Genomic DNA, 22,055 nt, shown 5'->3' on the forward strand with positions numbered 1-22,055 from the left:
TTGCTGATCATCGAAGCCGGATGACAGCGGCGATGAGGGCCAGGCTCGACCGGTAGAGGGATGCCCGTTTGGCGTAGCGGGTGGCCAGATCACGCCACTGCTTGAGCCCGTGCCGGATCCCGCGTTGCCGCAGTGCTCGGCGGGTGGAGTCGTGGGCGTAGCCCTTGTCCGCGATCAGCACCTCAGGGCGTTTGGGGCAGCCCGGGTCCTAGTTCGTTGACCCGGATCGCGTCGAGCAGGGCGAGGAGCTGGGGGTTGTCGCCGGCCTGGCCGGGGGTGAGCAGGATCGACAGCGGCCGGCCGCGGCCGTCGACGGCGGGATGGATTTCCCTGCTCAGTCCTCCGCGTGATCGGCCGATTGCCTCGCCATCTTGCGCACCAGGCGTCGCCGAACTTGTCGGGGAGCCCCCTTTTTTGCGGGCGCCAGCGGCACGCTGGTGCGCCCGCACGATCGACGAGTCGATGCTGATCGCCCACTGCACCGGTGTGCCGTCGTCGTAGACCTGCGCCGCGGCGAGGATCCGATCCCACATGCCGTCGGCGGTCCAGCGGCGCAGCCGCTCGTGGCAGGTCTTCCACGGCCCATAACGTTCCGGCAGGTCACGCAACGGTGTCCCCGTGCGCAGCTTCCACAGAATCCCGCTGATGACCTGGCGGTGATCCCGCCACCGCCCCCGCGCTCCACCAGGCTCGGGAAGCAGCGGCGCGATCACCGCCCACGCCTCATCGGTCAGCTCACCACGACGCACCACCGGCACATCGTCAACGACCCACCGCTACAAGATCGGCAGACCAGGATGCCCTAGACGGTGACCACCGGCACGGCGGCGGTCAGCGCCCAGTCGTGCCCGATGTCGGCGGCGGCGCGCAGCAACCTCGGCAGATGCTCTTCCCGCAGGGTCTCCAGCGAGGTCTCGGCCGCGTGCACTGTCACGTTGATGGCGGCGACGACACGCCCGTCGCCGTCGCGTACACCGGTCGCGACGGACCGGATTCCCGGGGCCAGGTCCTGGTCGGCGAGGGCCCAGCCCTTCGCCCGCACCTCGCGCAGCACGGCGTCGAGTTCACCGGGTGAGGGCTGCCAGCGGGGTGTGATGCCGGAGCGGGTCGGCTCGGCGAGCACGGCGGCCAGGGTCTCCGGTGGCAGTGCCGCGAGCAGCACCTTGCCCATCGAGGTCGCGGGAGCCGGGAAGCGGGTGCCGATGGTGACACCGAGGGTCACGATCTTCGGGACGGCCACCCGGGCGACGTAGACGATGTCGCTGCCGTCCAGCTGGGCCATCGAGGTCGACTCGTTGGTCTGCGCGACCAGCTTCTCCATGTGCGGGCGGGCAACGTCCCACATGTTCAACGCGTTGACGTACGCCATCCCCAGCTCCAGGACACGCGGGGTGAGGGTGTGGCCACGGCCGACCGCGCGGACGTAGCCCAGCGATTCGAGCGTGATGAGGATGCGCCGGACGGTGGGCCGGGCGAGGCCGGTGGCGGCGGCGATCTCGCTGAGCGTCATCGACGGGCAGGCCGGACGGAAGGAGCGCAGGACGTCGAGGCCACGGGCGAGAGCCTCGATGAAGTCGGGCCCGGCGCCCCTTCCGTTGTCACTCATGTCCTAATGCTTCCATTGCGCCGAGCCGGCGTCCCACTCGGTGTACTGGTACGGGTTCTCCAGGATCGCGGTCTCGGGGATGTCCGGGTTCATGCCCCGCTGCCACGCCTCCTTCCCCATCGTCTCGCGGAGGTGGTCGATGGTCGACGCCACCGCGGCCCGCGCGGCGGCGAGGTCGACGCCGACGAGGCGGCCGTCCTGCTTGACGATTCGCCCACCGACCAGCACGGTGTGCACGTCGCCGCGCTGGGCCTGGAAGACGACGTGACCGTGCGGGTTCAGGATCGGGAACATCACCGGCGAGGCGTCGTTCTTGATCAGAACCACGTCGGCCTTTCGGCCGGCGGTGAGGGCGCCGATCCTGGAGTCCATGCCGAGCGCGCGGGCGCCGCCTCGGGTGGCCCACTCGACGACCTGCTCGGCCCGCAGGTGACAGTGGGTGACGGTCTCCTGCTTGGCGTGCGCCTCCAGGTGCTCACGGGAGCGGTCCGCGCCGAGCGTGCTCCGCATCGCCGAGAAGAGGTCGCCGCTCCACCACACGCTGGTGTCCATCGACAGCGACACCGGGATGTCGTGGTGGCGCAACTGCCAGGTGGGCGGGTAGCCCTGACCGGCGCTCTGCTCGCTCTCGGTGGAGACGGAGACGGAGCCGCCGGTCGCGGCGATCCGGTTGTACGAGTCGTGGGTGAGCGTCGCCGCGTGCACGTAGACCGTCGACGGGGTCATGAACCCGTTCTCGTGCATCAGCCGGATGCCGTCGTCGTTGGTGGCGCCCCAGACACCGGCGTGGGTGGTCACCGCGGCACCCAACTCCCGGGCCACCTCGAAGGCGGCCCGTTCCGGGAAGGCCGGGTCGCCGGTGACGTCGAACGCCATCTGGAACCCGGCCAGCCTGCCGCCGTCGATGCGGCGGCGGTGGAAGTCGCGGAACTCCGGCGAGGTGGCCCACTGCCAGGGCCCCTGCTGGATGTTGCCGTAGGCGAGCACGAACCGTCCGTCGACCGCCTCCAGGGCGTCCACTGCCGCGTCGGCGTGCTCGGGCGTCTGGAGCCCGTGTGACCAGTCGACCGTGGTGGTGACACCCGCGTCGATCGCCTCGATCGCACCGAGCAGGTTGCCGGCGTAGACGTCCTCGGGGCGGAACAGCTTGCCGGATTCGAGGTAGTACCAGACGAAGTACTGGGTCAGGGTCCAGTCGGCGCCGTACCCGCGCATGGCGGTCTGCCACATGTGCCGGTGGGTGTCGACCATGCCCGGCATGAGGATGCCGGCGGTGGCGTCGATCTCCAGGGCGTCGTCGGGCGCGGTGAGGCCGACGCCGACCTCCGCGATCCGGTCGCCGACGACCAGGACGTCGGCGCCGGGCAGCACCGTGTGGGCGTCGTCCATGGTGAGAACCAGGCCGTTTCGGAAGACCACCGGCCGGTCGGTTGCGCTCATCGCCACCCATTCCTTTCCGGGGTACGAGGGGAGTCCGGACTGTTGTCCGCTGTGCGGCCAGCCCGAGTGGCGCAAGTGTGGTCCCGGTCACGAGACGTGTCAAGGATGTGTTTCCGCACGATGAACGCACCGTTGACACGCACCCTGCGGTATCGCAAGCTGTGCGGGCGGACAGGTGTCCGCAGGACGGGCGGAAACATGGTGCAGCAATCGACGGGGCCACTGGCCGGCCTGCTCGTCGCGGACTTCTCCCGGATCCTCGCCGGGCCGTACGCGACGATGCTCCTGGCCGACCTGGGCGCACAGGTGATCAAAGTGGAGAGTCCCGGTGGCGACGACACCCGCACCTGGATGCCGCCCACCCGCGACGGCGTCTCGACGTACTACCTCGGCATCAACCGCAACAAGCGGTCGGTCGCCCTGGACCTCAAGAAACCGGACGACGTGGCCGCCGCGCAGGAGCTGGCCCACCGCGCCGACGTGATGATCGAGAACTTCCGGCCGGGCGGCCTCGCCCGGTTCGGCCTCGACTACGACAGCGTCGCCGCGAGCAACAACAGGATCGTGTACGCGAGCATCAGCGGTTTCGGCACCGGCGCGGGTAGGGACTTTCCCGGCTACGACCTGATGGTGCAGGCGATCTCGGGCCTGATGAGCCTCACCGGCGACCCGGACGGCTCGCCGTACCGGGCCGGGATCTCCGTCTTCGACGTGATGGCCGGGCTGCACGCGAACATCGGCATCCTCGCCGCGCTGCGCCACCGTGGCGAGACCGGGCGGGGTCAGCACGTCGAGGTCAACCTGCTCAGCTCGGCGCTGTCCGGGCTGGTCAACCACTCCAGCGGCTACGTCGCCGGCGGCACCGTCCCGTTCCGGATGGGCAACGCGCACCCCAGCCTCTTCCCGTACGAGCCGCTGCCCACCGCCGACGGCGAGCTGATCGTCATCGCCGGCAACGACGGGCAGTTCCGCAAGCTCTGCCAGGTGCTCGACCTGCCCGAACTGCCCGACGACCCGCGCTTCGGGCGCAACCAGGACCGCACCGCCAACCGCGAGGAGCTGCGACCCCTGCTGGTGCAACGACTCGCCCAGCGGACCAAGGACGAGTGGTTCCGGGACCTGCTCGCCGCGGGCGTCCCCTGTGCGCCGATCAACACCATCGACGGCGGCGTGGCGCTCGCCGAGGAGCTGGGGCTCGACCCGGTCGTGGCCGTCGGTGACGTGCCCGGCGTCCGCAACCCCATCACCTTCTCCGACACCCCGGCGCGCTACGAGCTGCCGCCGCCCGGGCTCGACGAACACGGCGAGGAGATCCGCGCGTGGCTGAAGAGTTGAGCTTCCCGACCGGGATCGGCACGTCCGACCCGACGAGCATCTCCCTGCTCGGGCAGGACCTGGCCGGCGACCTGATGGGCGAGGTCGGCTTCGGCGAGCTGGCGTACTGGCTGGTCGCCGGCCGCCGGCCCACCCGGGGTGAGGTGCGGGTCTTCGAGGCGGTGCTGGTGGCACTCGCCGATCACGGCTTCACCCCGACGGCGATCGCGGCCCGGCTGACGTACCTGTCGGCGCCGGAATCGTTGCAGGGCGCGCTCGCCGCCGGCCTGCTCGGCGGCGGCTCCCGCTTCCTCGGTGTCACCGAGGACTGTGGACGCTTCCTCGCCGACACGCTCGCCGGGGCCGGCGAGGTGACCGACTACGACGCGCTGGCGCTCGACGCGGTCACCCGGGCCAAGCAGGAGCGCCGACTGGTCCCCGGGCTCGGGCATCCGGTGCACAAGGAGCAGGACCCGCGCACGCCCGTGCTGATCCGGATCGCCACCGAGGAAGGGCTGCACGGCCCGCACCTGCGGCTGTTCGAGGCGATCGGGCGGGTGCACCCGCAGGTGCTCGGCCGGACCCTGCCCCTCAACGGCGCCGGAGTCTGCGGCGCGGCGCTCGCCGACCTCGGGCTCCCCGTCGAGATGCTGCGCGGCTTCGCCCTGCTGGCCCGCGCGGCGGGGCTGCTCGGACACCTCGCCGAGGAGCGGCGCCGCCCGCTCGGCATGGACATCTACCGCACCGTGGACCGCAACGCCGTCTACGAGCCCTGATCCCCCTCCGTTGCCAGCGAAAGGAGCCCAATGGCCACCGTCGTCGCGGTCATCGCCTCCACCCACCACCCCTTCTACTACCGGGCCAGCACGGCCACCGGCGATGATCGGCCGCCGTTCGCCGACGAGTGGACCAGCAAGATCCTGGCCTTCCGGGAGACGTTGACCCGGGCCCGGCCCGACGTGCTGGTGATGGTCGGCTCCGACCACTTCCACCAGCTCTGGCTGGACAACATGCCGCAGTTCCTGGTCGGCAAGGCACCCATGTACGACGCCAACTGGTACAACGAGGAACGCGAGTTCGGGCTGCCCCGGATGCTGCTCATGGGCCAGGAGGATCTGTCCGGGCACATCCTGCGGGCCGGGCTCGACTCCGGTTTCGACCTCGCGTTCAGCAACGAGCTGCGCATCGACCACAGCATCACCTGCCCGATCATCACGCTGCGGCCCGAGGCCGACCTGCCGATCGTGCCGATCTACACGAACATCTTCGCGCCGCCGCTGCCGCAGCCGAAGCGCTTCGTGCAGCTCGGCGAGGCCATCCGGGAGATCGTCGAGTCGTGGCCGTCGCACCTGCGGGTGGCCGTCATCGGCACCGGTCACCTGTCGCTGGAGCTGGGCGGCCCCCGGCAGTTCGGCCCGCACGGCCCGGACCCGGAGTTCGACCAGCGGGCCGTCGAGTGGATCGCCAACGGTGACCTGGACGGGTGCCTGCGCGAGGTCACCCTGGACAGCCTGCACTCCCCCGGCAACGCCACCCACGGCTTCATGGACTTCATGCTCATGATGGGCGTAGCCGGTGCCGGCGCGAAGGCCGACCACGTCGACACCCTCGATCTGTTCCACACCATGGAGGCGTACTTCACCTGGTACCCGAACGGAGCGCCGGCGGCATGAGCAGGTACCTGCTGAACAAGTTCCTCTTCATGGTCGACCGGGACCCCGAGCTGGTCGAGCGCTACCGGAACGAGCCGCGCGAGCTGGTCACCTGGTGGGAGGCCGAGTGCGCCAACACGGTGCTGAACTGCCACACCGGCGAGGCGAGCACCTGGCTGCGCTTCGACGACGTGGAGCGGGAGGCGTTGGCCACCCACGACCACGTGAAGCTGTTCGAGTTGGGGGCACACCCGTTCCTCACCCTGACCCTCTTCATCGCCGTCTTCGAACGGGACAACACCGAGCCGCTGGAGTACCAGAAGTCCTACGGCGCACGGCTGGCGCACTTTCCGATGCCCTACCCGGACATCGCGACGTGATCCGCGCGGCAGTGCTCAACGCCTGCGGCACACCGCCGACGATCACTGAGCGGCCGGCGCCCGTGCCGAACGACGGCGAGGTGGCGGTCACCGTCGAGGCCGTGCCGATCACCCCGCTGGATCTGCTCTGCGCCAGCGGCACCAGCTACTTCGGCGCGCCGAGCACCCCGTACGTGCCGGGTGTGCAGGGTGTCGGCCGGCTCGCCGACGGCGCGGCCGTCTGGTTCGGCACGTCGGCCGGGATGAGGTCCGGTGTCGACGGCAGCATGGCGAGCACTGTCGCGGTGCCCTCCGTCGACGTGGTGGCGCTGCCGTCCGGCGTACCGCTGACCCTGCTCGCGGCCCTGGGTCTCTCCGCGGTGGCCGCCCACGCGGCGCTGACCCACGGCGGTGGCCTGGCGGCCGGCGAACAGGTCATCGTGCTCGGGGCCGGCGGTGTGGTCGGCCAGGCCGCAGTCCAGCTGGCCCTGCTCGGCGGCGCCCGCCGGGTCATCGCCGTGGCCCGCTCTGCCTCGGCACGGGCCCGCGCCGAGGAGCTCGGCGCGGCGGTCGCCATCGCGCTGCTGCCCGACGACGACGTCGCGTCGATGGCCGACCGACTGCGTGAGGTCGCCGACGGTCCGGTCGACCTCGTCCTCGACCCGGTCTTCGGTGTCCCGGCGGCGGCGGCCCTGCGGGTGCTGCGCCCCGGTGGCCGGCTGGTCAACCTGGGCAGCGCGGCGGGGGCAACCGCGCCGATCGAGTCCGCCGTGCTACGCGGCGGCTCGCTGCGTCTGGTCGGCTACACCAACAACGGGCTGTCGACCGCGCAACGGGCGGCGGCGCTGGGCGTGGTGGCCGGGCACGCGGCGGCGGGACGGCTCACCGTCGACCACGAGATCGTGCCGTTCGACTCGGTCGCTGACGCCTGGGCCCGGCAGGACGCCGGCACCGCCGCCGGGCGGATCGTGCTGGCGCTCTGACCGGGCCGGGCCCCAGCCAGGGACCGCGAGACCCTGGATAGAGCGCACCTGGTTGGGGTGCCGGGCCGGTGCGACGGTCGGTCCATGACAACTTCCACCTACGCCGTCACCGGCCACTGGATCGGTGGCGAGACCGTCGCCGGCGCCGCCGGCACCCTTCCCGTCGTGAACCCCGCCACCGGCGAGGTCGTCGCCGAGACCCCGGCCGGCACCGCCGACGACGTCGACAGTGCCGTCGCCGCCGCTCGGGCAGCCTTCCCGGCCTGGGCGGCGACCACGCCGCAGCACCGGGCGGACGTACTGCGCCGCCTCGGCGCGGGCCTCGCCGCCCGCACGGAGGAGATCGCCCAGGCGATCACCGCCGAGATGGGCTCTCCGATCGGGATGTCCCGGACCGCCCAGGTCGGTTTCCCGGCCGCTGTGGTCGAGTCGGTCGCCGGCCTGGCCGACGACTTCGCGTGGACCGAGGAGGTCGGCAACTCGCTGATCGTCCGTGAGCCGATCGGTGTGGTCGGTGCGATCACACCGTGGAACTTCCCGTTGCAGCAGATCGTCTCCAAGCTGGCGCCGGCGCTGTTCGCCGGCAACACGATGGTCTTCAAGCCGTCCGAGAACGCCCCGCTGACCGCGCGGCTCCTCGCCGACGCGGCCGCCGAGGCCGGCGTCCCGGCCGGTGTGTTCAACATCGTCTACGGCGCCGGGGCGGTCGTCGGCGAGGCGATCTCCGCCCACCCTGACATCGACATGATCTCCTTCACCGGCTCCACCCGGGCCGGGCAGCGGATCTCCGCGGTGGCTGCGGCGACCGTCAAGCGGGTCGCGCTGGAGCTGGGCGGCAAGGGCGCGAACATCATCCTCGACGACGCCGACCTGCCGACGGCGGTCACCACCGGCGTGATGATGGCGTTCGCCAACGGCGGTCAGGTCTGCGGCGCGTGGCCGAGGATGCTGGTGCCCGCCTCCCGCCAGGACGAGGTCGTGGCGTTGGCCGTCGAGGCGGCGGAGCAGTACACCGTCGGCGACCCGAACGACGAGGCCACCCGGATCGGTCCGATGGCCTCCGAGGCACACCGGCAGAAGGTCGTCGGCTACATCGAGCGGGGCAGCGCCGACGGTGCCCGGCTGGTGTTCGGCGGGCCGGACCGGCCGGAGGGCCTGACGAACGGCGCCTACGTCCAGCCGACGATCTTCGCCGACGTCGACCCGTCCTCCGCGATCGCTCAGGAGGAGATCTTCGGGCCGGTGCTGACGATCATCCCGTACGCCGACGAGGAGGAGGCCGTGGCCATCGCCAACGGCACCCTGTACGGCCTGACCAGTGGTGTCTTCGGCGAGCCGGAGCACGCCCTCGCCGTGGCACGGCAGCTGCGCGTGGGCCAGGTCGACGTGAACGCCGGGCACTGGAACCCGCTCGCGCCGTTCGGCGGCTACAAGCAGTCCGGCAACGGCCGCGAATTCGGCCGCTTCGGCCTGGAGGAGTTCCTGGAGACCAAGTCCATCCAGCGCTGACCGAACCGGCCGGTGTTGATCTCGGCCCGCCGGCCCCGCTGGGCCGCCTGCCCCAGGATCCCGTGCGATCTTGGGGCAGGCGGAACACTGTCACCGGGCTCGCCTGTTGCAGTGAACAGGCCGGCCCCTGCCGGCACGCAGTGATCGGAGACACCGTGGACCGCGCCCAACTGGCCAGTTTCCTGCGTACCCGACGGGAAGCGCTCCAGCCCGAGGACGTGGGGCTGCCCCGGGGGCCGCGTCGGCGCACCGGTGGGCTGCGGCGCGAGGAAGTCGCCACGTTGAGCGGAATGTCCACCGACTACTACAGCCGGTTGGAGCAGCAGCGGGGGCCGCACCCGTCGGAGCAGATGCTCGCCGCCCTGGCCCGTGGTCTGCGGCTCTCCCTGGCCGAACGCGACCACCTGTTCCAGCTCGCCGGCCACGCGATCCCCCACCGGGCGGTACGGGCCGACCACGTCAACCCGGGGATGATGCGCATCCTCGACCGGATGCACGACACCCCGGCCCAGGTGGTGAACCACCTCGGCGAGACCCTGGCGCAGACCGCGCCGGCCGTCGCCCTGCTCGGCGACGAGACCCGGTACGCCGGGCTGGCCCGCAGCGCGCACCACCGCTGGTTCACCGACCCGACCGCACGGCAGCTGCACCCGGCGGAGGACCACCGGACGCAGAGCCGCCTGCTCGTGGCGGACCTGCGGGCGTCGTACACCCGTGACGGGCGCGGCTCGCGGGCCGCCGCGCTCGTCGACGACCTGCTGGCCAGGAGCCGGGAGTTCGCGCAGCTGTGGCGGGAACACCCGGTGCCTACCGGCTACTGCCCGTCGAAGCGCTTCCTGCACCCGGAGGTCGGCGCGTTGGAGCTGCACTGCCAGACCCTGGTGGACCCTGACCACTCCCAGACGCTGCTGGTCTTCACCGCCGTGCCCGGCTCGGAGAGCGACGAGAAGCTGCGGCTGCTCGCCGTCATCGGCGGCCAGCTCGTCTGATCCCGGTGACCGGCCCGCCGAGGTAGCGGGCCGGGCTGACGCCCAGGTACCGCCGGAAGTGGCGGGTCAGATGCGCCTGGTCGAAGAACCCGGCCGCGACGGCGGCCTCGGCCGGTCGCTGCCCGGCGAGGAGCAGGCGACGGACCAGCTCGACCCGCCGGCCGGTCAGGTACGAGTGCGGCGGCACGCCGTGCACCTGGGTGAACGTCCTGACCAGGTGGGTCGGGTGGGCGTGCAGCAGCTCCGCGGCCTCCCCCAGCGTGACGCCCTCGACGGTCCGGGCGTCCAGCAGCTCCCGGAGTCGCACCGCGAGGCCGGGTCCGGCCGGCTGGCCCTCGACCGGGGGGCGCTGACGGAGCTGGCCGCGCAACCGGTCCAGGATGAGCGCGAGCCGGCTCTCGGCCTCGAACTCGTCCCCGGGTGCGGCGAGCACCTGGTGCAGGTGGTGGATCCGGTCGCGTAGCTGCGGGTCGGCCAGGTCCGGTTCGTCGACCGCCCGGCCGACCAGCTCGGCACCGAGCGCCGAGGTGTCGAGGTACAGGACCCGTTTGCGGAACCCGCCCGGTGTGGCGGAGCTGCCGTCGTGCGGCACGTACGGCGGGAGCAGGGTGACCGACGTGCGCAGCGCACCGTGCCGGTGCCGGTCGAGGTCGAAGTGGACCGCCCCGTCGTCGACGATCAGCAGCGTCCACACGTCGTGGATGTGTCGGGGATAGGCGTGATCCACGAAATGGGCGTGGAAGACCTCGGCGACCCCGGCTACCAGGGGTCGCCACGCGTTGACGTGCGAGCCCGCCGGGCGGGTGGCCACGCTAAGAACGTACAAGACCGGTCGGCCTCGGGGCGGGCAGGCTCGACGCCATGACCGAACCGATTCGCTTTCCCACCAAGATCGCTGTGCTGCTCCGTGACGACCTGGCGAGCTGGCAGCGGCTGAACGTCACCGCCTTCCTGGTCAGCGGCATCGCGAACGCCCAGCCGGAGCTGCTCGGCGAGGAGTACCGCGACGCGGACGGCACCCGGTACCTGCCGATGTTCGGCCAGCCCGTGCTGGTCTTCGCCGGCGATCGGGCGACGCTGGTCGGCGCGCACTCGCGAGCCCTCTCCCGCGGGCTGCGGCTCGCGGTCTTCACGGCCGACCTGTTCGCCACCGGCAACGACCGGGACAACCGCGCGGCCGTGCAGGCGGTCGGTCGGGAGAAGCTCGACCTGGTGGGCCTGGCGCTGCACGCCCCGCGCAACGTGGTGGACAAGGTGCTCAAGGGCGCGTCGATGCACCCGTAACGGCATTCGTCGCGGCAAAGGCATTGATATCGATGGGTGTGACGCCAACAACCCCAACTGACCGTGTCACCACGGGTCGGCGCCGCACTCCGGCACCGACCCGTGGCGGTGGTCAGCCGTCGGCCCCCAACGCCGCCACCGGGCTGACCCGCGACGCCCGCCGAGCCGGCAGCACCCCGGCCAACGCGGTCAGCACGACCAGCGTCACGAAAAGCCCGGCCAGCGGCAGCACCGGCACGGTCAGCGGTGCGTTGATCCCGAGGGCGTGAACCGCCAACCAGGCGTACGGGACGCCGAGCAGCAGACCGATGGTCGCACCGATCACCCCGTACAGGCCGGACTCGACGGTCAGCATGGTGCGCAGGCCGGTCCGGGACAGGCCGATCGCCCGCAGCAACCCGGACTCGCGGATCCGCTCCACCACCGACAGCGCGGTGGTGGAACCCACGCCGACGACCGCGATCAGCACGGTCAGGCTGACCAGACCGACCGCGATCCAGACCAGGGTGCGCACCAGGGCGTCGTTGCGATCCCGTTCGTCGGCGAGCACCGCGAGGCCCACCCCGTCGCTGCCCGCGATCGCCTGCCGCAGCGCCCGCACACCGGCGGTCCGGCCGTCCTCGTCGGCGCCGGCCGCGTCGGCCAGCAGACCGGTGTACGCCGTGGGCACGCCGAGCCGGTCGAGGTCCCCCCGGTCGACCAGGATGCCGGCGTGCAGGGGCCCTTCGGCGGGGAGGATCGCGGCGACGCGTACGTCGACGGTCCGCCCACCGAGGGTGAGCGTGGCGGTGTCGCCGACGTGCAGTCCGGCGTCCCGGGCGACCCAGCCGGCGAGCACGATCCGACCTGGGCCACGGTCGGCCAGGACACCCTGCGCCACGTCCAGGTCCCGGATCGTCGGCAACGCGGCCACATCCAGGTCGCTCGTCGGGTAGCCGGACTCGACGTCGCCGAGCTGGTCACCGCCGCGCGTCAGGGTGACGTCGCCGACCCGCCGGTACGGCACCACCCGGGCCAGGGCGTCCGCCGTCTTCGCCTGGGTCACGAGGGCCCCCGGCAGCGTCCCGCCGTTGCTGGTGACCTCGAAGTCGGTCGGTGCGGAGAGCGCCACCTCACGGTCGGCGAGCACCTGAAGCGACGCGCCGCCGATGACCACCCCGGAGATCAGGGTCACGCCGAGCGCGACGACGACGGAGACCGCCGCCGCCCGCCGCGGCGCCCCACCGATCCCGCCGACCGACATCCGCCCGAGCGGCCCGAGCTGGCGCAGCGGCCAACCCACCACGGCCAGCACCGGCCGCACCAGCAGCGGCCCGAGGGCCACCAGCGCGAAGAACGCCAGCCCGCCGGACCCGACCAGCAGGAGCAGCGGCATCGCCGGGTCGTACGTCGACTGGTCCGGCTCCGGCAACTGGCTGACCGTCCCGACGGCGGCCAGCACCGCGCCGACTGCCAGGAGCAGCCCGAACACCAGGCGGAGCACCCCGATGCCGCGCCGGCCGGAGGTGGTGCTCGCCGTCCGCAGTGCCTCCAGTGGGGAGACCCGGGCGGCCGAGAGCGCCGGCGCCAGGACGGCCAGCACGGTGACCACGACGGCGCCGATCACCACCACGCCCGCGGTCGCCAGTGGCAGACCCGGCGAGGAGACGGCCATGCCGGAGACGCGCAGGATGGCCGGCAGCGCGTACCCGAGGGCGAGAGCGCTGGCCACCCCGACGACGCCGGCGACCAGCCCGGTCAGCGCTCCCTCGGCGGTCAACGCCCCCACCAGCGCGCCCCGGTCCGCGCCGACCGCACGCAGCAACGCGAGCTGCCGCATCCGCTGGGCGAAGACGATGCGGAAGGTCGAGGTGACCACCAGCGCCGCCGCGACGACCGCGATCGAGACGAAGATGCCGACCAGGATGAAGAGTCTCCCGACCTCCTCGGCCGCCGCGTTGGCCTCCGCCTGGCGCACCTCGGCACCGGTCCGGATCGGTTGGCCGACGACCGCCGCGACCACCTGTTGACGAACCGCCTCCGTCGACGTGCCCGGCGCCACCCGCACGTCGACGCGCTCCAGGGCCGTCAGGCGTCCCCAGGACGTCACGACGCTGTCCGGGGCGTACGCGTCGTACCCGGCGTCGGCGGCGGTGTCGACCAACCCGGTCACGGTGAGCCGGGCGGGAGTGGTGAGTTCACCGCCCGTGCCACTGGTGGTGGCGCCGACCGACAGCCCGAGCCGCTCGGCGGTACGCGGGGTGACCGCGATCTCGCCGGGGGCGTCGGGGTAGCTGCCCTCGACGACCCGGACCGTGGTCAGCGGGCCGGTGCCCGGATCGGCTTGGAGGTTCAGGTACCCCTCACCGATGGACACCCCGATCGACACCCGGCTCACCGCCTCGGCCACACCGGGCACGGCGCGGACGCGCTCCAGATCCGCCACCGTGGGTGGCGGGTGGTCGGAGTCGCCGATCACCAGGTCGGTGGCGGCCGGGGTGCCGCTCAGGTTGTCCCGCACGGTCCGTTCGGTGATCTGCTGCACCAGCACGGTGCCGAAGACGACGAAGGACGCGACCAGGATCGCCAGACCGGTCAGGATCAGCCGGCCGGGCCGCCGGGCCGCGGCGCTCGTCTGGGTACGCAGCACCGTCGCTCTCATCCGCGGGCCGCCAGATCACGCAGCGCGTCGGTGACCGACACCTGGTCCGGCTTGTCGATCTCGCCGGCGACCCGGCCGTCGGCGAGCAGCACCACCCGGTCGGCGTACGCGGCGGCGATCGGGTCGTGGGTCACCATGACGACGGTCTGACCGAGGTCGCGCACCGAGTCGCGCAGGATGGTGAGCACCTCCGCGCCGGAGCGGGAGTCGAGGTTGCCGGTCGGCTCGTCGGCGAAGACCACCTCGGGCCGTGCCACCAAGGCCCGGGCCAGCGCCACCCGCTGCTGCTGGCCGCCGGAGAGCTCGCTCGGCCGGTGCTTCAGGCGGTCGCCGAGGCCCAGCAGGTCGACCAGGCGCGCCAGGAGATCGGCGTCGGGCTGCCGGCCGGCGAGGTCCAGCGGCAGGGTGATGTTCTGCGCGGCGGTGAGCTGCGGCAGCAGGTTGAAGGACTGGAAGACGAACCCGATGCGCTCCCGGCGTACCCGGGTCAGGGTTCGGTCCGACTGGCCGGTCAGCTCCGTGCCGCCGAGCAGGACGCGGCCGGAGGTGGCGGTGTCGAGACCGGCGAGGCAGTGCATCAGGGTCGACTTGCCGGACCCGGACGAACCCATGATCGCGGTGAACTCGGCCCGGCCGAAGCCGACCGAGACGCCGTCCAGGGCACGGACCGCGGTGTCCCCGCTGCCGTACACCTTCACCAGGTCGACGGCGGCGACGGCCGCTTGGCTGGTGTCCGGTGGGGCGTGGGTCGTCATTGTTCCTCCAGGGGCTGCGATGTGACACCGGAAGCCTCGCCGCCGTCGGCGGGTGGGCGCATCGGCCCGGGGCCGGGTATCGCGGTCGCCGGGTCTGTCTTTCGGCCGATCTGCACCTCCGTCCGGTTGGCTACGCTGGGTCATCATGAGCGCGCCGGATCTTCGACGTCTGTGGGTACGCCTGGCCCAGGCTGCCGGGCTGGTGGCCTTCGGCCTGCTCGCTTTCTTCGACTTCACGGCCAGCACGGCGGACGACCGCGGCATCGTCGGTCTCCTGCTGCTGCTCGTGCCGATGGGGTTGGCAGTGGCGACGGTGCCCCTCTGGCTGCCGGTGCACCGTCCGGGTTCCCAACGGCTGCCGGTGGCCGCGCTGGCACTCGCCACCGCCTCACTGGCCGTGACCGCAGGGGTGGTGCTCCTCTCCGGAGGCGGCGGCATCCTGCTCGCCCGCACCTGGGGGCTCGCCGAGTCGGCCGGGCTGATCGGCGTGGTCTTCGTGGTGAGCCGCTGGGGCGCGCCCCGGCTCGCTCCGTGGGCGGCGGTGGCCGCCGGGCTCGCCGTCGCCGCGATGCCGCTGCGCGTCGGCACCGAGAACCTGCTGGTGATCTTCGGTCTGCTCCAGGTGCTCGCCGCGGCGGGCGCCGCCGGGGTGGGGCTCTACCTGCGGATCGTGGCCGCCGGCCGGGAGCGGGCGATCGCGCTGGTCCGGGCCGAGCAGCGTGCCGAGTTCGCCCGGGACCTGCACGACTTCATCGCCCACCACGTGACCGGCATCGTGGTGCAGGCGCAGGGCGCCCGGTTCGTCGCCGAACAGGACCCGCAACGGGTCATCGTCGCCCTGGAGCAGATCGAGCGGGCCGGTGCGGAGACGATGGCCTCGATGCGGCGGATGGTCGGGATCCTGCGTAACCCGAACGCCCCACCGGACGCGCCGCTGGCCCCACTGGCCGGGGTGAGCGAGTTGGAGCCGCTGGTGACGGGATTCAACGGGGCAGCGAACGCGCCGGCCCGGCTGCATGTCGACGGCGACCTGGGCGGACTGCCGGTGGAGGTCTCGACCTCGGCGTACCGGGTGGTGATGGAGGGGCTGACCAACACCCGTCAGCACGCGCCGGACGCCCGATCGGTGGACGTGGCAGTGCGACGTACCCGCGACTGGCTTCTGGTCCGGGTGGCCGACGACGGCGCCACCGGGCGCACCGCGCCGGCCCGGGGGCACGGCTTCGGTCTGATCGGCCTCACCGAGCGGGTACGCGCCCTCGGCGGCACGATCACCGCCGGACCGGGCGTCGCCGGTGGCTGGGTGCTCGATGCGGCGTTCCCGCTGCGCACGGCGGTGGGGCGGTGATCCGGGTGTTGATCGCCGACGACCAGGCGATGGTCCGGACCGGCTTCGGCATGATCATCGGGTCGCAGTCGGACATGACGGTGGTCGGCGAGGCCGCGGACGGAGTCGCGGCCGTGGAACTGGCCCGGCGGCTGCGCCCGGACGTGGTGCTGCTGGACATCCGGATGCCCCGCCTCGACGGTCTGGAGGCACTGCGGCTGCTCGCGGGGCCGGGCGTCGCCGACCCGATCCGGGTGGTCGTGGTGACCACCTTCGACCTGGACGAGTACGTGCACACCGCGCTGTCCAACGGCGCCTGCGGTTTCCTGCTCAAGGACTCCGGCCCGGCGCTGCTCATCGAGGCGGTCCGCGCGGCCGTGTCCGGTGAGGCGCTGATCAGCCCGTCCATCACGGTACGGCTGCTGGAGCACCTCAGCTCGCCCGCTCCGGCCCACGACGACGCCGGGCTGTCACCACGGGAACTCGACGTGGCGAAGCTCGTCGCCCGGGGCCTGACCAACGCCGAGATCGCCGCCCAGCTCTTCATCGCCGTCGGCACGGTCAAGACCCACCTGGCCAGCGTGCAGATGAAGCTCAAGGCCCGCAACCGGGTCGAGATCGCCGCCTGGGCCTGGGAACGACGCCTCGTCGGCTGACCGGACAACGACGCGGCCGGCACTGACCTAGAATCAATAGTGGTCTATGGCTGATCCGCTGCGTTCACTCGGAAGCGAGGCAAACATGCGTGATCATCCGTTCTGCGGCGTCCGGTCCAGGGCCACCGCGCTGGCCGCCTGCGTGCTGGCGGCAACCCTGGTCGCGGCGGGCGCCACCCCGGCGTACGCCGCGGACGACACCGAACGTCCCACCGCGCCCGGCCCGATCACGGTCGTCGCCATCGACACCACCTCGGTCGAGCTGACCTGGGCGGCCTCGACCGACAACGTGGGCGTGGTCCGTTACCCGGTCGGCGCGCGGTTCGAGGATTTCGGCAGCCAGTATTCGACCGACACCAACAGCATCCGGATCACCGGCCTGCGGCCGTCGCGCACGTACACCTTCTCGGTGTGGGCGCTGGACGCGGCCGGCAACAGCTCACTGTCCAACCCGACCCTGCGGCTGACCATGCCACCGGGAGACGACCAACCGCCGAGCGCGCCGGGCCAACCGGTCGCCTACGACGTGGCCGCCACGCTGGTCTGGCTCCGCTGGGCGCACTCGGTGGAGAACGTCGCCCTCGAACGGTACGAGGTGTTCCGGGTCGACGCCGGCGGCACCCTCACCAGGGTCAGCGAGGTCTACCAGTACCCGCCCGGGCGCAACAGCACCCAGATCAGCGGCCTGACGCCGAACACCACGTACACCTTCGTGGTGCAGGCCCGCGACGAGGCCGGCCACCTGTCACCGCTGTCCGCGCCGGTCACCGTGACCACCCTGCCGCCACCGCCGAGCTGCGCGGTCCGGTCCGTCGTACGGCAGTGGCCGGACGGCTTCGTGGCGCACCTCGTCGTCGAGAACACCGGCGCGACGGCGGTCGACGGGTGGACGATGACGTGGCGATTCTGGGCCAGCCAGCAGGTGCGGGGCATCTGGGGCGCGAAGGTCGTCGACCGCCTCAACAACAGCTACCTCAGGGTGGGCAACACCAGCCGCAACGCCGTGATCCCGCCCGGCGGCACCGTGTCGCTGGGGCTCGTCGCCACCGGCACGCAACTGCCGGAGGAGATCACGCTGAACGGCGGCCTCTGCACGGTGGCAGACGAATAACGCTCGACTCCGGGGTCTGGCGCGCGCCGCGACATATTGCGACGCTAACGCCTGTGTATGACTACGACCTGTTGGTGCTGGGCTCCGGACCCAGCGGTCAGAAGGCCGCGATCGCCGCCGCCAAGCTCGGCAGGCGGGTCGGCATCGTGGACCGCCGCGACATGATCGGTGGGGTGTGCATCAACACCGGCACCGTCCCCTCCAAGACCCTGCGCGAGGCCGTGCTCTACCTGACCGGGCTGAGCCAACGCGACCTCTACGGCAGCAGCTACCGGGTCAAGGACGAGATCACGGTCAGCGACCTGGCGGCCCGGACGCAGCACGTGATCGCCCGGCAGACCGACGTCATCCGCAATCAGCTGGCCCGCAACCGGGTCGCGATGATCACCGGCACCGGGCGCTTCGCGGACGCGCACACGATCTGGGTCGACGGCGGCTCCGGCCGCGAGTCCAGAGTGACCTTCGACAAGATCATTATTGCTGCCGGCACGCGCCCGGCCCGCCCGGACAGCGTCGACTTCGACGACCGGACGATCGTGGACTCCGACGGCGTCATCAACCTCCAGGCCGTGCCCCGCAGCATGGTCGTGGTCGGCGCCGGCGTGATCGGCATGGAGTACGCGTCGATGTTCGCCGCGCTCGGCACCAAGGTGACAGTGGTGGAGCGCCGGGACCGGATGCTCGAGTTCTGCGACGAGGAGGTCGTCGAGTCGCTGAAGTACCACCTGCGCGACCTGTCCGTGGCGTTCCGCTTCGGCGAGGAGGTCGCCGCCGTGGAGAAGCACCAGACGGCGGCGCTCTGCATCCTCAAGAGCGGCAAGAAGATCGTCGCGGACACGGTGATGTACTCGGCCGGTCGGCAGGGCCAGACCGACGACCTCGCGCTGGAGGCGGCCGGGCTGGAGGCGGACCGACGCGGCCGGATCGCTGTCGACGCCAACTACCGCACGCCGGTCGACAACATCTACGCCGTCGGCGACGTGATCGGCTTTCCCGCCCTCGCGTCCACCTCGATGGAGCAGGGCCGGTTGGCCGCGCAGCACGCCTGCGGCGAGCCGATCCGGGAGATGCACGGGTTGCAACCGATCGGCATCTACACGATCCCGGAGATCAGTTTCGTCGGGCAGACCGAGGCGCAGCTCACCGACACCTCGACACCGTTCGAGGTGGGCATCGCGCGCTACCGGGAGCTGGCCCGGGGCCAGATCGTGGGCGACTCGTACGGCATGCTGAAGCTGCTGGTCTGCCCGGACGACGGCCGACTGCTCGGGGTGCACGTGTTCGGCACCGCCGCCACCGAGATCGTCCACATCGGTCAGGCGGTGATGGGCTGCGGCGGCACGATCGACTACCTGATAGACGCGGTGTTCAACTACCCGACGCTGGCAGAGGCGTACAAGGTCGCGGCCCTGGACGCCTCCAACAAGATCCGCAACATAACGCGCATAGACGGCTGACCTCCCCGCCGCCCCCACCCCGCCCCCTCCGCTGCCCGCCCTTCGCCCGGTGATCAAGAGGTTTGCGTCACGACACGCCGTGCCCGGTGACGCAAACCTCTTGATCACGCGGCTGGAGGGCCGGTGCGGGAGGGGATGGACTTCCGCACCGACCCTCCGGGGTTCAGCTTGCTGAGCAGGTTGGGGTCAGGGTGCCGGCGGTGCCGTTGGCCTGGAAGCCCCACTCGGTGAACTGGCCGGCGCCGACCTGGCCGTTGTAGGCCACGTTCGTCCAGTTCGTCGAGCCGGTGCTACCACTGCGGTTGGCGTTCCAGGCGTTGGTGACCGTCGCGCCCGACGGCAACGCGATGCCGACCGTCCAGCCGTTGATGGCCGACGAGCCGGCCGTCACCTTCACCGTGGCCACGAAGCCACCCGTCCACTGGTTCACCGACACCGTCGCGGTGCAGCCGCCCTGCCCCGGAGGCGGGGTGGTGGGCGGGTCGGTCGGCGGGTCGGTGGGCGGGTCGGTCGGCGGATCGGTGGGCGTGGTGCCGTTGTTCAGTGCGGCGAGGACCGCGTCGTACGCCGGCTTCTTGGACCCGTTGCTGTTGAACAGCAGCGGCGTCTGCGACGCCCGCCACGAGTCACTGTCGCGGATACCCCACACGGTGATGCCGTTGCACCGGGGCACCGCGAGGCAGTCCTCCACGACGCTGCGGTAGGTGGCCGCAGATGCGCCCTGGATGTCCAGTTCGGTGATCTGCACGTCCACACCCAGCGCGGCGAAGCTCGACAGCGTGGTGCGGTAGTTGCTCACGTACGGCGAGTCGTTGTTGAAGTGCGACTGGAAACCGACGCAGTCGATCGGCACACCACGAGACTTGAAGTCGCGGACCATGTTGTACACGCCCTGCGTCTTGGCGTGCGTCCAGTTGTCGGTGTTGTAGTCGTTGTAACAGAGCTTCGCACCCGGATCAGCCGCACGCGCGGCCCGGAACGCCGCCTCGATCCAGTCGTTGCCCGTGCGCTGGAGGTTCGAGTCCCGGCGGCCACCGGAACTGCCGTCCGCGAACGCCTCGTTCACCACGTCCCACGCCACGACCTGACCCCGGAAATGCGTGGCCACCTGCGTCACGTGGTTGAGCATCGCCGACCGCAGCGCACTGCCACTCATGCTCTCCATCCAGCCGGGCTGCTGGGAATGCCACGCCAGCGTGTGACCCCGCACGCTCATGCCGCGGCTGCGCGCGTGGTTGACGATCTGGTCAGCCGCCCCGTAGCTGAACTGACCCTGCTGCGGCTCGGTGGCGTTCATCTTCATTTCGTTCTCGGCCGTCACCATATTGAACTCTCGGTTCAATATCGTCGTGTACGCACTGTCGGAAAGCTTGAATCCGGCCACAGCCGTACCGAAATAGCGGCCCTTCTCGGCGGCGGACGCGCCGAGCGTGGTCCCGGCGGCGGCGGGCGCCGTCGCGAACAGCGCCATGCCGGCGGCGAGCGCACCCGCGCCGGCCAGCGCGAGCGCGGCTCTCGATGCCGCCTTCCACTTCGTTCTTGTCATCGTGCGACTCCTTCTGCGGTGAGGGGGTGGTGGGGAATCAGGGCACCGAGCAGACGGCACCGTTCAGGGCGAACGACGAGGGCTTGCCGGTGCCGCCGGCATGGGTGGCCTGGAAGCCGATCTCGACCGACGCGTTCGGGGCGATGGCGGCGTTGTAGGAGACGTTGCGGGCGGTGACCGCACCGCTCGCCGGGGCGTACTGGGCGTTCCAGCCGCTGGTGATGACCTGTCCGCTGGGCAGCGTGAAGGCCAACGCCCACCCGTTCACGGCGGCCGTGCCGGTGTTGGTGATGGTCACGCTCGCGGTGAGCCCGTTGTTCCAGGCGTTGACCGTGTAGCCGACCCGGCAGGCGCCCGCGCTGGGCGGCGGAGTCGTCGGGGGCGGCGTGGTCGGAGGCGGCGTCGTCGGGGGTGGCGTGGTCGGGGGCGGCGTCGTCGGGGGCGGAGTGGTCGGTGGCGTGGTGCCGTCCAGCCCGAAGAAGCGGATCACCTGCGCGGCGTCGACCGGCAGGTTGTGCGAGACACCCTGCATGCTGATCGCCTCGACCGGCGCCATCGCACCGCTGCTGCCGTAGCGGGTGCGGGTGTAGCCGGACTGCGGGGTGTCGGTGGACGTCGGGGTCTGGCTCAGCCCGTGCACGTTGGTCCACTGCTTGACCTGCTCACCGAAGTTCGGGTAGCGCAGCGTCTCGTCGTTGGTGCCGTGCCAGATCTGCATCCGTGGTCGCTGACCGGTGTAGCCCGGGTACGCCTCGCGGACGAGGTCGCCCCACTGCTGTGGGGTCTTGATGAGCTGCCCGTTCGCGCACTGGCTGTTCCACTCGGAGCTGCCGCCGGTGGCGAAGCAACCGAACGGCACCCCGGCAAAGGACGCACCCGCCGCGAACACGTCCGGGTAGACGCCGAGCATGACGTTGGTCATCATCGCCCCGGAGGAGGTGCCGGTGGCGAAGATCCGCGCGGGGTCGGCCGAGTAGCGCTGCCGCACGTACTCGACCATGGACATGAGCCCGACCGGGTCGCTGCCACCGCCACGACGTAACGCCTGCGGCGAATAGACGTCCCAGCACTTGCTGCTGCGGGTGGCCGACGGGTAGATCACGATGAACCCGTACCGGTCCGCGAGGGATGCGTACTGGGTGCCCGAGTGGAACGCCGGGCCCGTTCCGGTGCAGTAGTGCATGGCCAGGAGGATCGCCGGTCGGGTCGCCACCCGGTCCGGGACGTAGAGGTGCATCTGCAGGTTGGTGGGGTTGGTGCCGAAGTTGGTCACCTGCGTGAGCGTCGCCGCCGACGCCGGTGTGGGGAACGTCAACGCGGCGGCGGCCAGCGTCACGGCCGCCAGCACGACGCCAAGCGTCCTTGTCTTCAGTGTCATCGTCGCGATCCCTTGCGAAAAAGGCGCGTGGAAGGGGACTTAAGTCGA

The 22,055-nt window shown here is 71.5% G+C and carries 19 protein-coding genes and 1 pseudogene; 12 read left to right on the top strand and 8 right to left on the bottom strand.

Features of this window, described 5'->3' with window-relative positions; genetic code table 11:
- Positions 1–7 precede the first annotated feature (7 nt).
- The 3 genes and pseudogenes from HNR22_RS06285 to HNR22_RS06295 all read right to left on the bottom strand — a co-directional run bounded on the left by HNR22_RS06285 (position 8) and on the right by HNR22_RS06295 (position 3,046).
- Positions 8–749 (bottom strand): annotated as a pseudogene (locus tag HNR22_RS06285) (IS5 family transposase).
- Between the two features lie 53 nt (positions 750–802).
- On the bottom strand, positions 803–1,606 hold the full coding sequence (locus HNR22_RS06290; protein WP_179779509.1) for an IclR family transcriptional regulator domain-containing protein: 804 nt from the start codon (positions 1,604–1,606) through the stop codon (positions 803–805).
- 3 nt (positions 1,607–1,609) lie between these two features.
- Positions 1,610–3,046, bottom strand: coding sequence for an amidohydrolase family protein (locus HNR22_RS06295; protein WP_179779510.1), 1,437 nt, complete (start codon positions 3,044–3,046; stop codon positions 1,610–1,612).
- Positions 3,047–3,244: 198 nt separating this feature from the next.
- Between HNR22_RS06295 and HNR22_RS06300 the strand changes: the two genes are divergently transcribed.
- The 7 genes from HNR22_RS06300 (at position 3,245) to HNR22_RS06330 (ending at position 9,852) form a co-directional block, all read left to right on the top strand.
- The gene (locus HNR22_RS06300; protein ID WP_179779511.1) at positions 3,245–4,381 is read left to right on the top strand and encodes a CaiB/BaiF CoA transferase family protein; all 1,137 of its coding nucleotides are present in this window, start codon (positions 3,245–3,247) and stop codon (positions 4,379–4,381) included.
- Entirely contained in the window at positions 4,366–5,136 is a 771-nt protein-coding gene (locus HNR22_RS06305) for a citryl-CoA lyase (protein ID WP_179779512.1), read from the top strand. Before HNR22_RS06300 ends, HNR22_RS06305 begins: the two co-directional genes overlap by 16 nt.
- A gap of 30 nt (positions 5,137–5,166) precedes the next feature.
- Positions 5,167–6,033 carry a DODA-type extradiol aromatic ring-opening family dioxygenase gene (locus HNR22_RS06310; RefSeq protein ID WP_179779513.1) on the top strand — a complete coding sequence of 289 codons (867 nt, stop codon included), beginning with the start codon at positions 5,167–5,169 and terminating at the stop codon, positions 6,031–6,033.
- Positions 6,030–6,392: a hypothetical protein gene (locus HNR22_RS06315; RefSeq protein WP_179779514.1), complete on the top strand. Its 363-nt coding sequence runs from the start codon at positions 6,030–6,032 to the stop codon at positions 6,390–6,392. The genes HNR22_RS06310 and HNR22_RS06315 overlap by 4 nt, the downstream gene beginning before the upstream one ends.
- Complete coding sequence (locus HNR22_RS06320; RefSeq protein ID WP_179779515.1) at positions 6,389–7,354, top strand: zinc-binding dehydrogenase; 966 nt, start codon at positions 6,389–6,391, stop codon at positions 7,352–7,354. Before HNR22_RS06315 ends, HNR22_RS06320 begins: the two co-directional genes overlap by 4 nt.
- An 84-nt stretch (positions 7,355–7,438) precedes the next feature.
- Positions 7,439–8,863: an aldehyde dehydrogenase family protein gene (locus HNR22_RS06325; RefSeq protein WP_179779516.1), complete on the top strand. Its 1,425-nt coding sequence runs from the start codon at positions 7,439–7,441 to the stop codon at positions 8,861–8,863.
- Positions 8,864–9,018: 155 nt separating this feature from the next.
- Positions 9,019–9,852, top strand: coding sequence for an MmyB family transcriptional regulator (locus HNR22_RS06330; protein WP_179779517.1), 834 nt, complete (start codon positions 9,019–9,021; stop codon positions 9,850–9,852).
- Here HNR22_RS06330 and HNR22_RS06335 read toward each other — a convergent pair.
- Positions 9,830–10,663 carry an AraC family ligand binding domain-containing protein gene (locus tag HNR22_RS06335; protein ID WP_179779518.1) on the bottom strand — a complete coding sequence of 278 codons (834 nt, stop codon included), beginning with the start codon at positions 10,661–10,663 and terminating at the stop codon, positions 9,830–9,832. The two genes, HNR22_RS06330 and HNR22_RS06335, sit on opposite strands and share 23 nt — an antisense overlap.
- Positions 10,664–10,713: 50 nt before the next feature.
- Here HNR22_RS06335 and HNR22_RS06340 point away from each other — a divergent pair, with 50 nt between their 5' ends.
- Positions 10,714–11,136, top strand: a complete 423-nt coding sequence (locus HNR22_RS06340; RefSeq protein ID WP_099854356.1) for a DUF2000 domain-containing protein — start codon at positions 10,714–10,716, stop codon at positions 11,134–11,136.
- Between the two features lie 112 nt (positions 11,137–11,248).
- Here the strand turns inward: HNR22_RS06340 and HNR22_RS06345 are convergent, their stop codons facing one another.
- The gene (locus HNR22_RS06345) at positions 11,249–13,777 is read right to left on the bottom strand and encodes an FtsX-like permease family protein (RefSeq protein ID WP_179779519.1); all 2,529 of its coding nucleotides are present in this window, start codon (positions 13,775–13,777) and stop codon (positions 11,249–11,251) included.
- Positions 13,774–14,532 (bottom strand): ABC transporter ATP-binding protein, encoded by a 759-nt coding sequence (locus HNR22_RS06350; RefSeq protein ID WP_179779520.1) that lies wholly within the window; start codon positions 14,530–14,532, stop codon positions 13,774–13,776. The genes HNR22_RS06345 and HNR22_RS06350 overlap by 4 nt, the downstream gene beginning before the upstream one ends.
- A 145-nt stretch (positions 14,533–14,677) precedes the next feature.
- Here HNR22_RS06350 and HNR22_RS06355 point away from each other — a divergent pair, with 145 nt between their 5' ends.
- The 4 genes from HNR22_RS06355 to sthA all read left to right on the top strand — a co-directional run bounded on the left by HNR22_RS06355 (position 14,678) and on the right by sthA (position 19,083).
- Positions 14,678–15,880 carry a sensor histidine kinase gene (locus HNR22_RS06355; protein WP_179779521.1) on the top strand — a complete coding sequence of 401 codons (1,203 nt, stop codon included), beginning with the start codon at positions 14,678–14,680 and terminating at the stop codon, positions 15,878–15,880.
- The gene (locus HNR22_RS06360) at positions 15,877–16,515 is read left to right on the top strand and encodes a response regulator (protein WP_179779522.1); all 639 of its coding nucleotides are present in this window, start codon (positions 15,877–15,879) and stop codon (positions 16,513–16,515) included. Before HNR22_RS06355 ends, HNR22_RS06360 begins: the two co-directional genes overlap by 4 nt.
- An 85-nt stretch (positions 16,516–16,600) precedes the next feature.
- On the top strand, positions 16,601–17,626 hold the full coding sequence (locus HNR22_RS06365) for a fibronectin type III domain-containing protein (RefSeq protein ID WP_179779523.1): 1,026 nt from the start codon (positions 16,601–16,603) through the stop codon (positions 17,624–17,626).
- Between the two features lie 53 nt (positions 17,627–17,679).
- A complete protein-coding gene (sthA, locus tag HNR22_RS06370; RefSeq protein WP_179779524.1) occupies positions 17,680–19,083 on the top strand; it encodes a Si-specific NAD(P)(+) transhydrogenase in 1,404 nt (467 codons plus the stop codon).
- Positions 19,084–19,246: 163 nt separating this feature from the next.
- Here sthA and HNR22_RS06375 read toward each other — a convergent pair whose 3' ends face one another.
- Both HNR22_RS06375 and HNR22_RS06380 read right to left on the bottom strand, forming a co-directional pair.
- Positions 19,247–20,629 carry a glycoside hydrolase family 10 protein gene (locus tag HNR22_RS06375; protein ID WP_179779525.1) on the bottom strand — a complete coding sequence of 461 codons (1,383 nt, stop codon included), beginning with the start codon at positions 20,627–20,629 and terminating at the stop codon, positions 19,247–19,249.
- 37 nt (positions 20,630–20,666) lie between these two features.
- Positions 20,667–22,007: an extracellular catalytic domain type 1 short-chain-length polyhydroxyalkanoate depolymerase gene (locus tag HNR22_RS06380; protein ID WP_179779526.1), complete on the bottom strand. Its 1,341-nt coding sequence runs from the start codon at positions 22,005–22,007 to the stop codon at positions 20,667–20,669.
- Positions 22,008–22,055 lie beyond the last annotated feature (48 nt).

Source organism: Micromonospora jinlongensis, assembly GCF_013410645.1.
GTDB classification, from domain to species: Bacteria; Actinomycetota; Actinomycetes; order Mycobacteriales; family Micromonosporaceae; genus Micromonospora; species Micromonospora zamorensis.